Genomic DNA, 15,107 nt, shown 5'->3' with positions numbered 1-15,107 from the left:
CGCCGCCTGAGCGTAGGTTCGGGGCAAGGGCATGAGTGCCCCGTCCCGCCATGCAGGGAGGCCTTCCGTGAGTTTGAGACCACTCACTCCTCAGGAGCGTTCCGACGCCCTTCGCAAGGCCGCTGCCGCAAGGGCCACCAGGGCCGAGGCAAAGGAGCGGCTCAAGACGGGCGAGCTGACCATCGCCAATGTCATCAGTGCCGGCGAATCCGACGACGCCATTGCCCGCATGAGAATCGTGGAGCTGCTCGAGGCCCTGCCCGGGATCGGCCGGGTCCGGGCGGCGGCCATCATGGACCAACTCGGCATCGCACAATCCCGACGGGTCCGCGGCCTGGGAATCCACCAGCGCCGGGCGCTGGTAGATTTTATTGACGACAAGTAGCCCGGTCCGCCGAGCTGCCCACCACCGCCCAAAGGAATATGTGAGCAAGAAACCGGGACTGACAGTCCTCGCCGGCCCGACGGCTGTTGGCAAAGGCACCGTGTCCACCTACATCCGGGACAACTACCCCGGCGTCTGGCTCTCCGTGTCGGCCACCACGCGCCCGCCGCGGCCGGGGGAGCAGGACGGGATCCACTACTTCTTCAAATCGGCCGAGGAATTCGATTCCCTGGTCGAAAACGGCGAACTGCTGGAGTGGGCCGTCGTCCACGGCCGGAACCGCTATGGCACGCTGCGCAGCACGGTTGACGCCGCCATCGCCGAGGGCCGCTCGGTGCTGCTGGAGATCGATCTGCAGGGCGCCCGGCAGGTCAAGCAGGCCGTCCCGGATGCCCAGTTTGTGTTCCTGGCGCCCCCGAGCTGGGACGAAATGGTCCGCCGGCTGGTTGGCCGCGGCACGGAAAGCGCCGAAGAACAGCAGCAGAGGCTGGAAACCGCTAAACTAGAACTTGCCGCTGAACCGGAGTTCGACCACACCGTCATCAATGATGACGTTCGTCGGGCAGCGGACGAGCTTGTTTCACTCATGGGGCTGACCCCGAACCCGCGCTAGGCGCCGGGACGTACCGGCCCGTTAGAATTTGGAGAATTCGTGTCCACGAACCTTGAAGGCATCATCAACCCGCCGATCGACGAGCTGCTGAAGGCCGCCGACTCGAAGTACGGACTGGTGATTTTTGGTGCCAAGCGCGCACGCCAGATCAACGCGTACTACGCCCAGCTGCATGAGGGCCTGTTTGAGTACGTTGGCCCGCTGGTCGACACCAAGCTGAACGAGAAGTCCCTGTCGATCGCCCTGCGCGAGATCAACGAAGGCAAGCTCGTCTCCACGCCGATCGAAACCGCAGAGTAATTCCCCCGCGGGAAGAGCCAAGTAAACAGACTGCCTGCTGACGGAGATCACGTGCGCATAGTCCTCGGAGTCGGGGGAGGGATTGCCGCCTACAAGGTGGCATCGCTCCTCCGGCTTTTTACTGAAGCCGGGCATGACGTCACGGTCATCCCCACCGAGGCGGCCACCCGCTTCGTCGGCGTCGCCACGTGGGAGGCACTGTCCGGGCACCCGGTGAGCAACAGCGTGTTCGACGCCGTCCACACGGTCAACCATGTCCGGCTCGGCCACGAGGCCGAACTGATCGTCGTGGCCCCGGCCACGGCCGATCTCCTGGCCCGTGCGGCCAGCGGCCAGGCCGATGACCTCCTCACCAATACCCTGCTGATGGCCGGCGACTGTCCGGTGCTCATGGCCCCGGCCATGCACACCGAAATGTGGCAACACCCCGCCACCGAAGCCAACGTCGAAACCCTGCGCAGCCGCGGCGTCACGGTGCTGGAACCCGCGAGCGGGCGGCTGACCGGCGCCGACTCCGGGCCCGGCCGCCTGCCCGAGCCCGAGACGATCTTCACCGCCGCCATGGCCCTCGCCGGCGCCGGCGCAGCCGCCGCTTCTGAGGCGATGCCGGCCGTTGATCCGGACGTGACCACTGCCCTGGCTGCCGCGCCGGCAGCGGCGCTTACGCCGTTGGCCGGACTGACGGTGACCATCAGTGCCGGCGGCACCCGGGAACCGCTGGACCCCGTGCGGTTCCTCGGCAACCGCTCCTCCGGCAAGCAGGGCGTGGCCCTGGCCGCGGCCGCCCGCGCAGCCGGCGCCCGCGTCCGCCTCCTGGCCGCCCACATGGAAGTCCCGGCGCCCGCCGGCGTCGAACTCGTCCCGGTCGAAACTGCCCTGGAACTGCGGGAGGCGGCGCTGCACGCGGCCGCCGACTCCGACGTCGTCATCATGGCTGCCGCGGTCGCGGACTTCCGGCCGGCGGACGTCGCCGGGACCAAGATCAAGAAGCGCGACGACGTCGCCGATCCCGTGATCAACCTGGTGCGCAACCCCGACATCCTGCGCGAACTCGTCGAAGTCCGCGACGCCGCGTCCCGGAATCAGCTGATCGTCGGCTTCGCCGCCGAGACGGGCGATGCCGACGGCGATGTCCTGGACTATGCCCGGGCCAAGCTGCACCGGAAAGCCTGCGACCTGCTGGTCGTCAACCAGGTGGGCCGGGACCTGGTCTTTGGCGAGGACACGAACACAGTAGTCATCCTTTCCCGTGACGGCTCCGAACCCCAAGAGGCGTCGGGTTCCAAATCCGACGTCGCGGCTGCCGTGATCGACCGGATCAGCGCCGAGCTGAGCCGGGCTGTACCGCCGGCGTAGCCCGGCGTAACCAACATCTCCTTAGCACGGGGACACACGCCGCCGGACGTCCGTTATCCAACCAGTAAGGTAGTTGAGTGACTTTACCGCTGCACATCCCCGCCTTCCACGGGTCCACGCCCGCCGCGCTCCGGCTCTTCACGTCCGAGTCGGTGACGGAGGGCCACCCCGACAAGATCTGTGACCAGATCAGCGATGCGATCCTCGACGCACTGCTCGACAAAGACCCCGAGTCCCGGGTAGCCGTGGAGACGCTGGCCACCACCGGGCTGGTCCACGTCGCGGGCGAGGTCACCACCGACGCCTACGTCGAGATCCCCCAGATTGTCCGGGAGACCATCCTGGGCATCGGGTACGATTCTTCGGCCAACGGCTTCGACGGCGCCCGGTGCGGCGTCTCGGTATCCATCGGCCAGCAGTCGAACGACATCGCCGGCGGCGTGTTCAACTCCCTCGAAGCGCGTGAGGGCCGCCAGGAGGACGACTACGACCTCCAGGGAGCCGGCGACCAGGGACTCATGTTCGGCTACGCCAGCGACGAAACGCCGTCCTACATGCCCGTGCCGATCTGGCTCGCGCACCGGCTCTCCGAGCGCCTGACCGAGGTCCGCAAGAACGGCGAACTCGCCTACCTGCGCCCGGACGGCAAGACCCAGGTCACCGTGGGCTACGACGGCGACCGCCCGGTCTCGGTCGAAACCGTCGTCATCTCCAGCCAGCACGCCGAAGGCACCAGCCTGGACCAGCTCCGGGCCGACCTCGCCGAGCACGTGGTGGGACCGGTCATGGCCCTGTCCAACCTGGACACCTCACGGACCCGCAACATCCTCAACCCCGCGGGCGCCTTTGTGATTGGCGGCCCGGTGGGCGACGCCGGCCTCACCGGCCGCAAGATCATCGTCGACACCTACGGCGGCATGGCCCGCCATGGCGGCGGCGCGTTCTCCGGCAAGGACCCGTCGAAGGTGGACCGCTCGGCCGCCTACGCCATGCGCTGGGTCGCCAAGAATGTGGTGGCCGCCGGCCTCGCCAAGCGGGCCGAAATCCAGATCGCCTACGCGATCGGCCAGGCCCGCCCGGTGGGAACCTACGTTGAGACATTCGGAACCGAAACCGTGGACCCGGCCCGTATCAGCGCCGCGATCGCCGAGATCTTCGACCTGCGCCCGCGGGCCATCATCGACGCCCTCGACCTCAAGCGCCCGATCTACGCCAAGACCGCCGCCCACGGACACTTCGGCCGCGAAGACCCGGACTTCACGTGGGAACGCCTGGACCGGGTGGACGAGCTGAAGGCGTTCTTTAACGCCTAAGGCCCGGCCAAACCGTCCGATGCTGTCTTGTCGGTTTGTTGTGACAGTGAGTTTGTCAGTCCTGCGTGATGCACTGTAGCCAGGCCGCCCTCCGGTGGCCTGGCTACAGTGCATTAGGGAATACAGTGCATTTCGGAAAACAGTGCATTTCGGAAAACAGTGCATGTGTCGAACGATCCTCAGGGGAGGTGCGAGCCGTGAGTCCCAATCCTGCCGGCGGCGCGCCCGGTGAACCCCAGCAGCTGTCCCTGCTCCAGGGTTTTCCCGCCTCCGCCGCGGAAGCGTCCGGCCCCGCCCTTGCGACCCACCTGCCGGTGGCACGGGTGCTGATCGAGTCCTCGCTGCCCCACCTGGACAGGCCTTTCGACTACAGCGTCCCCGCCGCCCTCGACGCCGACGCCATGCCCGGAGTCCGGGTCAAGGTCAAATTCAACGGGCAGGAACTGGCCGGATACCTGCTGGAGCGCACCGCCGGATCCGACGCCGGCCACCCCCTGGTGCCGCTGCACAAGGTGCTCTCCGCCGTCCCGGTCCTGACCCCAGCAGTGGCCGAGCTCGCCGGCCGGATCGCCTCGCGCTACGCCGGAACGGTCAGCGATGTCCTGCGCGTTGCCGTGCCGCCGCGCATGGCCAAGCTGGAAAAGGAATTCGCCCCGGACGGCCGGCTCGATCCCGCGCTGTTCGGCACTGAGACGTTCGGTCTGGCGACCGACGTGTCGCTTCCGTCACCGGCCGCCGGCAGCGTCTGGACCCGGTACCGCAACGGTCCGGCATTCCTCGCCCACCTCGCCGCGGGGGAGTCGCCCCGGGCCGTGCTGACAGCCCTGCAGGGGTACGGGCCCGCCGGCTGGCCGCGGATGATCGCCGAAGCCGTGGCCGCGGTACGGATCTCCGGCCGCGGCGCCGTCGTGGTGGTGCCCGACTACCGGGACCTTGACCGCGTGGAATCTGCCCTGCTGGAACTGCTTCCCGCCGGCGACGTCGCCCGGCTCACCGCGGACGACGGCCAGACGCCGCGCTACCGCAGCTTCCTGCGCGTGCTCAGCGGCGCCGCCGGGGTCGCCGTGGGCACGCGGTCCGCGGCCTACGCACCGGTGCCGAACCTCGGGCTCGTCATCTGCTGGGACGACGGCGACGACCTCCACATCGAGCAGCGCTCCCCGTACGCGCACACCCGCGAAGTCCTCCTGCTCCGGGCCGGCCAGGAAGGGGCCGCGTGCCTGCTCGCGGCCCATTCGCGCAGCACCGAAACGGAGCGGCTGGTCGCCTCCGGCTGGGCCCAGGCCGTGGAAGCTGACCGGGCCGTCGTGCGGCGGACGGTCCCGCGGGTCCTGAACACAGCCGACAGCTACGAACTCGAGCATGACCCGCTCGCCCGGATCGCCAGGCTCCCCGGTGCGGCCTGGCGGGCCGCCAAGGAGGGCCTGGAACGGGGTCCGGTCCTGGTCCAGGTGGCCCGCGCCGGCTACGCCCCCTCGCTGGTGTGCGACACCTGTCGTGAACCGGCCCGCTGCACCGCCTGCAGCGGCCCCCTGGCGATCGCCGGCCCGGCCGGGAGCAGCGCCGTGCCGCAATGCCGCTGGTGCTCGGCCCCGGCCCCGGCCTGGCGCTGCGGCACGTGCAACGGCGCCAGGCTAAGGCGCGGCGCCACGGGAGCCCTCCGCACCGCGGAGGAGCTGGGCCGTGCGTTTCCGGGGAAACCGGTCATCACCTCCTCCGGGGACCAGATCAAGGCCACTGTTGCGGAGACCGCGGCTCTCGTGGTGGCCACCGTCGGTGCCGAACCGGTGGCCTTCGGCGGGTACGCCGCAGCCCTGCTGCTCGACGGCGACTCGCTGCTGCGCCGGGAAAACCTGAGGGCGGGGGAGGACGCGGTCCGCCGCTGGTTCAACGCCGCGGCCCTGGTCCGGCCCGCTTCCGAGGGCGGCCTGGTAGTCATCACGGCCGACGACGCCGCCGGGGTTGGCGCCCTGCTGCGCTGGGATCCCGCCGGATACGCCAGCCGGGAACTGGCACTGCGGCAGGAGCTGCAGCTGCCGCCCGCCGTGCGGGTCGCCTCCGTCACCGGCGGCAGGACCGCCGTCGGCCATTTCACGGATGCCATTCAGCAGCGGCTGGCGGCGCAGGGAACCGTCCTCAGGACCGCCGGGCCCGCGCCCGTCATTCTGCCGGCGGCCGCGGGGGCCGGCCGCACGCCGCCGCGGGATGCTGTGCCACGGGATGCTGTGCCGCGGGACTCCGGCGAGGAGGTCCGGACCCTGCTGTTCATCCCCTACGCCCAGGCCGCGGCTGCCACGGCCGTCATGCGGGCCGTCAAGGCGGCGGCCGCAGCCAAGCGCAGCGACGACCCGGTGCAACTGCGCCTGGACGGCGTCGACGTCCTGTAGGACATTCCATTGCGTCCCCGCGGCTCACGTGGCCCCACCGGACTTACAGCCGTTCCGGCTATTTCCGGTCGCGGGGCCGGTTCCGGAGCGAGACGGCCTCTTCGGCGACGGCCACGAGCCGCCGCGCCGACTCATCCCAGCTGAAGTCTGCGGCCCGCTCCACTGAACGGCGGGACCGTGCCTTCCACAGGGCGGGGTCCTCGAGCGTGCGCACCGCCTCGGCAAACTCCGCCGGGGAGTCCGGATGCACGTAGCTGACGGCGTCGTCACCGACCTCCCGGAAGATCGGGATGTCGCTGGCGATCACCGGCGTGCCGTGGGACATGGCCTCGACGAGCGGCAGTCCGTAGCCCTCGGCCCGGGACAGGCTGACCAGGGCGGTGGTGCGTGCCAGGAGGGCCTCATACTCGGCGTCGGTCACCCCGTTGTGGAAGACGATGCTTGCGCCGTCCGGAGCCAGGGCCTCGAGCTCGGCCCGCCGCTCGGGCGTGATGCGGCTGAGCAGATGCAGGGTCATCTCCGGGAGTTCCGCCATGCCGCGGACCATGGTCTCCACGTTCTTGTAGGGCATGAAGGAACCCATGTAGAGCAGCGTCTTGTCGGCTCCCGCCCCGGGATCGCGCGGGGTGTGGCCGTGCTGGGGGGCGTTGCCGACAATCCTGACCGGACGCCGGGTGAGCCGGTACTTCGCCATCAGGGCCGCCGTGGTGGAGCTGATCGTCGCCACGATGTCCGCCCGGTTCAGCAGGAGCCGCTGGGGCCAGAAGGCCTTGTGGTACAGGCGCCACAGGACCCTGACGGGGGCCGGCAGGAATCCGGGAGGGGTGGGGTGCTCGTAGTAGATGAGGTCGTGCAGGGTGAGCACCAGGGCGTACTTCCGGCCCCAGCTGCCCATGGTCTGCATGGGGCATACCACCACGTCGGCGCCCAGCTTGTTGACCTTGGCCGCCACGAAGAGTTCGGCCGGGGACAGCGGGCTGTTGATCAGGGTGTACGGAACGTCGGGCAGGAGCGCGAGCTGGCGGGTGTCGCTGATCAGCATCGAGACGTCGGCGATCCTGGCGGCCGCCGCGATCAGGCTGGCGCCGTAGCGGCTGATGCCGTCGTGGTGGTCCAGCCGGGTGAAGCGGGCATCAATGAGAATTTTCACGCGGCGTGGTCCTTTAGGAAGCGTCGGATGTAGCGGGCAGCGGGCTCGGGGGTTTCGTAGTGGATCAGGTGCCCGACGCCGGGAATGACCTCCAGCTTCCCGTCCGGCAGCCGCGCCGCGAGTTTGTACTGGTCCGCCAGCATGGCGATCTCGTCCTTCTCTCCCGCGATCAGCAGCACCGGCAGCGTCAGGTCGCCGGCCACCTCGGTGACGTTGCTGCCCACCGAGGCCTTGAAGGCCTGAAGCAGGCTCTCCCGGTCCGCGAAGGAGGAAAAATAGGCACTGTGCTGGGCGTGCACGAACCGGCGGATGTCCTTGTCCCCGGTCTTGGCCATGGTTACGCTCATCACCCGCACGATCGCCTGGCTGCGCAGCAGGGCCAGCCCGAGCCGCTGGGGAAGTCGTGCGGCGGCCTCGTAGTAGAGCACCGCAAGCTTCGTCATCAGGCCCTTGGGCCCTTCGAGGGCGGGCGCCGCGATGGGATTGACCAGGATCAGTTCGGCCACGGCACCCGGGTTGGCCGCCACGAAATGGCTGGCGATGATCGAACCGAACGAATGCCCCAGCAGGACCGTGTCCGCGCCCAGTCCCAGAGCAGCCATGAAACCGCCAAGGAACTGGCTGTAGCCGGCAACGCTGTGCCCGGTTCCCGCGAAGGCGGCCGAGCTGCCGAAGCCCGGCAGGTCCGGCATGATCAGGCGCATGTCCGTCAGCTGGTCGGCTACCCGGAGCAGGCCGTGGTGGTCGCCGCGGAACCCGTGCACCACCAGCATGGTGCGCGTTTCGGTGGTGACCTCGGCGGGTTCGTAGACCCAGTACGCGATCCGGGCCCCGTCAACCTCAACGGACGCGGCCCGGGTGCGGGCGTCGAGTCCGCCGCTGAAGAGGGGCGTGCGTGAGGACCCGGTATCCACTTGTTCCATTTGTTCGAATCCTATGCGACGTTGTCGGGGTGGGAGCCGGTCCGGAGGCCGCGTTCGAGGCCGCCGACCTCCGTCATGTCCAGCGGGGAGAGCTCAAAGTCGAAGACCTCGAAGTTCTCGCGGATCCGCCCGGACGAGCTGGCCTTGGGGATGGCGATATTGCCCAGCTGCAGGTGCCAGCGCAGGATGATCTGTGCCGGTGTGCGGTCGTGTTCGGCCGCCAGGGCCAGGATCACCGGGTCCTTCAGGACCTGGCCGCGGCCCAAAGGACTCCACGCCTCGGTGCGGATGCCCAGCAGCTCGTGCTTTTCCCGCAGTTCATCCTGCTGCAGCCAGGGATGAAGTTCGATCTGGTTAACGGCGGGCACCACTTCGGCCGTTTCCAGGAGCCGGTCCAGGTGCTGCGGCTGGAAGTTGGAGACGCCGATTGCGCGGACCTTGCCCTCGCGGTACAGCGTCTCCAGGGCCCGGTACGTTTCCGGGAAGAGGCCACGGCGCGCGCATGGCCAATGGATCAGGTAGAGGTCGATGTATTCCAGGCCGAGGTTGGACATGGAGGTGTCGAACGCACGCATGGTGGCGTCGTAGCCGTGGTCGTCATTCCAGACCTTGGTGGTGATGAAGAGGTCCTCGCGGGAAACGTAGGGTGCGGTTTCCCCGGGCCCGCCTCCGGTGCCCTCAAATCCGGACAGGGCACCGATTCCCTTGCCGACGCCGGTCTCGTTGCCGTACATGGCGGCGGTGTCGAAGTGCCGGTAGCCGGTCTCGACCGCCATGGTCACCAGGCTGGCGGCGTCGCCCGGTGGGACCTTGTACAGCCCGAACCCCAGCCGGTCGATCAATACGCCGTTGTTCAGGGTCAGCCGGGGGGAGAGTCTCATGACAAAGACTTTACCCACTGGCGCTGGCGAGTGCCGGACCGCCGTTGCCGCCGCCGCACCGGTCATGCTGCCCCGCAGCCGCTCAGCCCAGTCCGTCGAACCGGACGAGCCTGCGGGCGCTGGCCTCGTCCAGGATCAGGTCGGTGGCCAGTCCTGCCGCCAGCGCGCCCCTGAGCCCGTTGATTTTGGAAGCACCGGACACCACGCAGATGCGGCGCCGGACCTGGCGGAGCTGGGCCAGGTCCGGGCCGGTGGAGCGCGCGTTGAGCGTGATGCCGTCCGAGGACCCGTCGGCGCGGAAGAACACCGTGGCAACATCGCCCACCACATCGGAGTTCGCCAGGACGTTCAAGTCGTCTTCATCGAGGTAGCCTCCCGCGTAGACGTGGCTGGGGTAGTCGGCATCGACCGATCCGACACCAAAGATCGCGATGCTCATCCGGGCCTGCAGCTCCAGGATCCGCTGAACACTCCGCTCATTCCACATGGCCCTTTTGGTTGCGGCGTGGTCGAAGAAGGCCGGCACGGGAAACTGTTCCACCCGTGCTCCGTAGGCGCTGCCGAACCGCCGCATGATGTCCGAAGCATACGTGATGCCGGTGGTCTGCATATTCCCGGCGCCGTTGAGCTGGACGATCACGCTGTCGTGGGTGATCTTGCGCGTCAGGTGCCGGCTCACCGCGCTCAGGGTGGAGCCCCATGCGACGCCGATGATGGCGTTGGAGTCCACCAGCGGCCCGATCGTTCGGGCGGCCTGCATGGCCACACGGTCCAGTGTTTCCGCCTCATTGAGGGTGTCCACCACCGGAACGACATGGACATCCACCTTGTATTCGGCGCGGATCATGCCCTCGAGTTCGGGCCCGGTGTCCAGCGGGCTGCGGATCTGGATCTGCACCAGACCCGAATCGCGCGCCGCGGACAACAGCCGGGAAACCGTGGACCGGGACGTCCGGAGCTCGCGGGCGATGGCGTCCATGGTCAGGTCCTGCAGGTAATACAGCTGGGCCGCGCGGAGGGCGTCGGACTGGCGTGAATGCATCATGACATTTCCCATCTGCACGTTTGTGCATAGTGCTTGACTCCATTTTCCATTAGTCCAAAGAATAGTGTTGAACGGCGCCGCGCCACGGGCGTGCCGCACAGAATCAAACCCAAGGGAGCAATTTTGGGACAGAAGGACTCAGTCGGCACACCGGCGAACGATCGCGCCTCGGTGCAGAAGCTGCGGACGCGGCGGCACGCGCAGGTTCTGATCATCGGAGGCGGAATCAACGGGGTCGGAACGTTCCGTGACCTGGCGCTGCAGGGCGTGGATGTGGCGCTCGTTGAGCGCGGCGATTACTGCCAGGGTGCCAGCGGCGCCTCTTCCCACATGATCCACGGCGGCATCCGGTACCTCGAAAACGGCGAGTTCCGCCTTGTCCAGGAGTCGGTGACCGAACGCAACCGGCTTCTGCGGATCGCGCCGCACTACGTCAAGCCGCTGCAGACCACGATCCCGATCTTCAGCACCTTCTCCGGGGTCCTGGCCGCCCCCATGCGCTTCCTGACCCACAAGCAGGGCAAGCACACCGAACGCGGAGCGTTCCTGATCAAGCTCGGGCTGAGCATGTACGACTTCTTCTCCCGCGACGGCGGTTCGGTGCCGCGCCACCAGTTCCGCGGACGCAAGCGCGCGCTGGCCGAGCTGCCCCGGCTGCACCCCGGGATCAAGTACGCGGCCACTTACTTCGACGCCTCCGTCCACAACCCCGAGCGACTCACCCTCGACGTGCTCCAGGACGGCGAGAAAGCCGGCGGCGCGGACAGCCACGCCCGCGCCAGCAATTACGTCTCCCTGGTCTCGCTGGGCGGCTCCGGAACCTCCGGCACCCCAGGAACCCCCGGCACTCCAGGAACTACTGTCCAGCTGCGCGATGAACTGACCGGTGAGGTTTTCGACTTCACTGCCGACGTCGTCGTGAACACAACCGGCGCCTGGGTCGACCTGACCAACGAGGCCATGGGGGCGGCGTCGTCGTTTATGGGCGGAACCAAGGGTTCGCACATCGTGCTGGACCATCCGGAGCTGCTCGCGGCGTGCAACGGCCGCGAAATCTTCTTCGAGCACACCGACGGCCGGATCGTGCTGATCTACCCGATGGGGGACCGCGTCCTGGTCGGCACCACCGACGTCGACGCCGACATGGCCCAGGACGCCGTGTGCACCGAGGCGGAAATCGACTACTTCTTTGACCTGATCGGCCACGTGTTCCCGGACATCCCGGTGGGCCGGGACCAGATTGTCTACTCGTTCTCCGGTGTTCGCCCGCTTCCGAAGCACGACGCGACCCAGCCCGGCTTCGTCAGCAGGGACTACCGGATCGAACGCCGTGCGGCGGCGGGCGGCGCCGTTCTCAGCCTCGTCGGCGGAAAGTGGACCACGTTCCGGGCCCTCGCCGAGCACCTGAGCAACGACGTCCTGGCCGAACTCGGTATGGAACGGAAGGTTTCGACGGCGAAGCTCGCCATCGGCGGCGGCGCCGGCTTCCCGGACAGCGAGGACGGCGTCCAGCGCTGGATCAAGGCCCACATGTCGGCCGGCCGCGACGCCGCCCGCGTCACCGGGCTGCTGACCCGCTACGGGACCCGCGCCGAAGAAGTCATCCGCTACCTGGACGGGGCCGCGGCCGGCGAGCCGGACAGGCTGCTGCATTCCACCCGCGAGCTGAGCACCCGGGAACTGGAGTTCATGGCCGCCCATGAGCAGATCGGGCACCTCGTGGACGTCCTCATCCGCCGCACGTCCCTGGCCTTTCGCGGCCTGGTGACCGGGGAACTGCTGAATGAAGTTGCGGACATCCTTTCCGGCCCGCTCGGCTGGGATGCGGCACGCCGGGCCACAGAAATCAGCCACGCACAGGAGGTGCTTCAGCGGTTCCACGGTGTCCGGGTCCACAGCCTGGTCGCCTGATTCGGCTTGCGTGCCCGGGCAGGGAAGCCCGGGTGCAAGCACTGCGCGGTCCGCCCCGGCGGCCGGCGCAGTGGCTGGCCGGCAGCACGAACATGCTGCCGGCCCAACGGCTTCCAAACTCGCGGAGGCCGACAACAGAAAATAGAGGAGTCAAAGATGTCTCTTGGAATTGTTTTCCTATCCGAATTATTCGGTACCGCCATGCTGACCCTGCTGGGTTGCGGCGTGGTGGCCAACGTTGCGCTTAAAGGCACCAAGGGCAACAACGGCGGGTTCCTGATGGTGACCTGGGGATGGGGCATTGCCGTCTTCTCCGGTGTCTATGTTGCTTCCATCTCTGGAGCGCACCTGAACCCGGCCGTGACTTTTGGCTTTTTGCTCAACGGCAAGAAGTTGTACGCTCCCGGTGTCCCGGTCGACTTCGCCTCGACCCTGACGTACTTCGGCGGCGAACTGACCGGTGCCTTCCTCGGCGCCGTCGTCATGTGGCTGGCCCACAAGCAGCACTTCGATACCGAAACCGAGCCCGCCAGCAAGCTGGCCGTCTTCTCCACCGGCCCCGCAATCCGCTCCAACCAGTGGAACCTGATCACCGAAATCATCGGCACCTTTGTCCTCGTGTTCGTCATCCTGACCTTCGGCGGGACGCCTTCCGGACTCGGCCCACTGGCGGTCGCCCTGCTGGTTGTCGGCATCGGTGTTTCTCTCGGCGGCCCCACCGGCTACGCCATCAACCCCGCCCGCGACCTCGGCCCGCGCATCGCGCACGCCCTGCTCCCCATCAAGGGCAAGGGCTCCAGCGACTGGAGCTACTCCTGGATCCCGGTCGTCGGACCCCTCATCGGCGGCGGACTCGGCGGTCTCGTGGCAGCAGTCGTGCCGTTCATCATCCCCGTCATCCCTCACTAACAGTCACTAACTGCCAGTTCAACTGCCACGCTAAACAGACAAGGACGTCAATATGAACCAGTACGTAGTTGCCATCGACCAAGGCACCACGAGCACCCGTGCCATCGTGTTCGACCACAGCGGCAGCATCGTGTCCTCCGGCCAGATGGAGCATGAGCAGATCTTCCCTCAGCCCGGCTGGGTGGAGCACAACCCCGCTGAAATCTGGAACAACACCCGCGAGGTGATCGGCTCGGCCCTGTCCAAGGCGAACCTGACCCGGCACGACATCGCCGCCGTCGGCATCACCAACCAGCGCGAAACAGCGGTCGTGTGGGACAAGACCACCGGCGAGGCGATCTACAACGCCATCGTGTGGCAGGACACCCGCACCCAGCCGATCGTGGACGAACTCGCGAAGGACGGCGGCGTAGAACGCTTCAAGCAGAAGGTGGGCCTGCCGCTGGCGACCTACTTTTCGGGCACCAAGATCAAGTGGATCCTGGACAACGTCGAGGGCGCCCGGGCCAAGGCGGAGGCTGGCGACCTCGTCTTCGGCAACACCGACTGCTGGGTGCTCTGGAACCTGACCGGCGGGACCGACGGCGGAGTGCACGTCACCGACGTGACCAACGCCTCACGGACCATGTTCATGGACCTTGAGACGCTGTCGTGGGACCAGGAGATTCTGGATGCGTTCGGCGTCCCGGCCTCCATGATGCCGGCCATCAAATCCTCCTCTGAGGTCTACGGCACAGTCCACACCTCGCAGCTGCTGCGCGAGGTTCCTGTGGCCGGCATCCTGGGCGACCAGCAGGCGGCCACGTTCGGGCAGGCGGCGTTCGATGCCGGGGAAGCCAAGAACACCTACGGCACGGGCTGTTTCCTGATCTTCAACACGGCCGAGGATATTATCCACTCTAAGAACGGGCTGCTGACCACTGTCGGCTACAAGCTCGGCGACGCGGCGCCGCACTACGCGCTGGAGGGCTCCATTGCCGTCACCGGTTCCTTGATCCAGTGGTTGCGGGACAACCTCGGCATGATCAGCAGCGCCCCGGAGGTCGAGACCCTCGCGGCTTCGGTGGAGGACAACGGCGGCGTGTACATTGTGCCGGCGTTCTCCGGCCTCTTCGCGCCGTACTGGCGCTCGGACGCCCGTGGCGCCATTGTGGGCCTGACCCGCTTTGTTACTAAGGCCCATATCGCCCGCGCGGCGCTGGAGGCCACCGCCTTCCAGACCCGTGAGGTGCTGGACGCCGTCAACGCCGACTCCGGCGTACCGCTGACGGAGCTGAAGGTCGACGGCGGCATGGTCGCCAACGACGCCCTGATGCAGTTCCAGGCGGACATCCTCGGCGTGCCGGTCATCCGTCCGAAGGTGGTCGAGACGACGGCGCTGGGCGCAGCCTACGCGGCCGGCCTGGCGGTCGGATTCTGGAAGGACCTGGGCGAGTGCTCGGCCAACTGGGCCGAGGACAAGCGGTGGGAGCCGCAAATGGACCAGGTCGAGCGGGAACGCCAGATGCGTCGCACACGGCCCCCCGGCGGGCAACACCCCGGCCGGGGCTCCTTTGTGTATTGCCCTGGGGCGGCAGGGCCGTTAGTGGTAGTGGTGGCCATCGTAGCCACGTGCCACCTCAGCGCGCGGCGTCTTCGCGTAGACGTCCTTGCTGACCGTGTAGCCCCGGCGGTCGATCTGCAGTGCCTGCTCGTTGACGCTCTTCAGCCCGGAGCGGCTGAGCTTCTTGATCTTGACGAGATTCAGGAACTCCTGGTCCTCTCCGCCCACGGCCGTGACCTTGATCAGACCCGTGTGCCTGGAATAGAACTTTCGCTGGTGGCCGGCGCTCGGCGGGTCCAGCGGGTTGAACTCATCGATGACCAGCACATCGCTGTAGCAACCAGTGGCGACGCAGACGCGTTGGTCCTTCGCGAACACATCACCGCAGTCC

The 15,107-nt window shown here is 67.7% G+C and carries 12 protein-coding genes and 1 pseudogene; 9 read left to right on the top strand and 4 right to left on the bottom strand.

Annotated features, from left to right (window positions below):
• Nucleotides 1–67 precede the first annotated feature (67 nt).
• From mihF to AC1DZV_RS12390, 6 genes are all read left to right on the top strand, one after another.
• Entirely contained in the window at nucleotides 68–385 is a 318-nt protein-coding gene (mihF, locus tag AC1DZV_RS12415) for an integration host factor, actinobacterial type (RefSeq protein WP_028276460.1), read from the top strand.
• A 40-nt stretch (nucleotides 386–425) separates the two neighbouring features.
• Nucleotides 426–998 carry a guanylate kinase gene (gene gmk, locus AC1DZV_RS12410; RefSeq protein ID WP_028276459.1) on the top strand — a complete coding sequence of 191 codons (573 nt, stop codon included), beginning with the start codon at nucleotides 426–428 and terminating at the stop codon, nucleotides 996–998.
• A gap of 39 nt (nucleotides 999–1,037) precedes the next feature.
• Nucleotides 1,038–1,298 carry a DNA-directed RNA polymerase subunit omega gene (gene rpoZ, locus AC1DZV_RS12405; RefSeq protein WP_018773134.1) on the top strand — a complete coding sequence of 87 codons (261 nt, stop codon included), beginning with the start codon at nucleotides 1,038–1,040 and terminating at the stop codon, nucleotides 1,296–1,298.
• A 51-nt stretch (nucleotides 1,299–1,349) separates the two neighbouring features.
• On the top strand, nucleotides 1,350–2,654 hold the full coding sequence (locus AC1DZV_RS12400) for a bifunctional phosphopantothenoylcysteine decarboxylase/phosphopantothenate synthase (protein WP_476953815.1): 1,305 nt from the start codon (nucleotides 1,350–1,352) through the stop codon (nucleotides 2,652–2,654).
• A 77-nt stretch (nucleotides 2,655–2,731) separates the two neighbouring features.
• Nucleotides 2,732–3,967, top strand: coding sequence for a methionine adenosyltransferase (gene metK, locus AC1DZV_RS12395; protein WP_028276457.1), 1,236 nt, complete (start codon nucleotides 2,732–2,734; stop codon nucleotides 3,965–3,967).
• Between the two features lie 197 nt (nucleotides 3,968–4,164).
• A complete protein-coding gene (locus tag AC1DZV_RS12390; RefSeq protein ID WP_476953814.1) occupies nucleotides 4,165–6,354 on the top strand; it encodes a primosomal protein N' in 2,190 nt (729 codons plus the stop codon).
• Between the two features lie 58 nt (nucleotides 6,355–6,412).
• Here the strand turns inward: AC1DZV_RS12390 and AC1DZV_RS12385 are convergent, their stop codons facing one another.
• The 4 genes from AC1DZV_RS12385 to AC1DZV_RS12370 form a co-directional block, all read right to left on the bottom strand.
• Nucleotides 6,413–7,504 carry a glycosyltransferase family 4 protein gene (locus AC1DZV_RS12385; protein ID WP_476953813.1) on the bottom strand — a complete coding sequence of 364 codons (1,092 nt, stop codon included), beginning with the start codon at nucleotides 7,502–7,504 and terminating at the stop codon, nucleotides 6,413–6,415.
• Nucleotides 7,501–8,427, bottom strand: coding sequence for an alpha/beta fold hydrolase (locus AC1DZV_RS12380; protein WP_476949421.1), 927 nt, complete (start codon nucleotides 8,425–8,427; stop codon nucleotides 7,501–7,503). The genes AC1DZV_RS12385 and AC1DZV_RS12380 overlap by 4 nt, the downstream gene beginning before the upstream one ends.
• A gap of 11 nt (nucleotides 8,428–8,438) precedes the next feature.
• Nucleotides 8,439–9,308, bottom strand: coding sequence for an aldo/keto reductase (locus tag AC1DZV_RS12375; protein WP_476953812.1), 870 nt, complete (start codon nucleotides 9,306–9,308; stop codon nucleotides 8,439–8,441).
• Between the two features lie 82 nt (nucleotides 9,309–9,390).
• Nucleotides 9,391–10,353: a sugar-binding transcriptional regulator gene (locus tag AC1DZV_RS12370; protein WP_476949423.1), complete on the bottom strand. Its 963-nt coding sequence runs from the start codon at nucleotides 10,351–10,353 to the stop codon at nucleotides 9,391–9,393.
• A 123-nt stretch (nucleotides 10,354–10,476) separates the two neighbouring features.
• On the opposite strand from AC1DZV_RS12370, the gene AC1DZV_RS12365 reads away from it, so the two are divergent.
• From AC1DZV_RS12365 to glpK, 3 genes and pseudogenes are all read left to right on the top strand, one after another.
• Nucleotides 10,477–12,264 (top strand): glycerol-3-phosphate dehydrogenase/oxidase, encoded by a 1,788-nt coding sequence (locus AC1DZV_RS12365; RefSeq protein ID WP_476949424.1) that lies wholly within the window; start codon nucleotides 10,477–10,479, stop codon nucleotides 12,262–12,264.
• Nucleotides 12,265–12,420: 156 nt separating this feature from the next.
• On the top strand, nucleotides 12,421–13,173 hold the full coding sequence (locus AC1DZV_RS12360) for an MIP/aquaporin family protein (protein WP_476949425.1): 753 nt from the start codon (nucleotides 12,421–12,423) through the stop codon (nucleotides 13,171–13,173).
• A 52-nt stretch (nucleotides 13,174–13,225) separates the two neighbouring features.
• Nucleotides 13,226–14,683: pseudogene (gene glpK / locus AC1DZV_RS12355) on the top strand (glycerol kinase GlpK); the annotation flags it as partial.
• Between the last annotated feature and the right edge of the window lie 424 nt (nucleotides 14,684–15,107).

The sequence above is a fragment of the Arthrobacter sp. P1_D12 genome (genome assembly GCF_056406175.1).
Note: the sequence above shows the minus strand (reverse complement) of the source record. Positions and strands in the feature narration are given on the sequence as shown.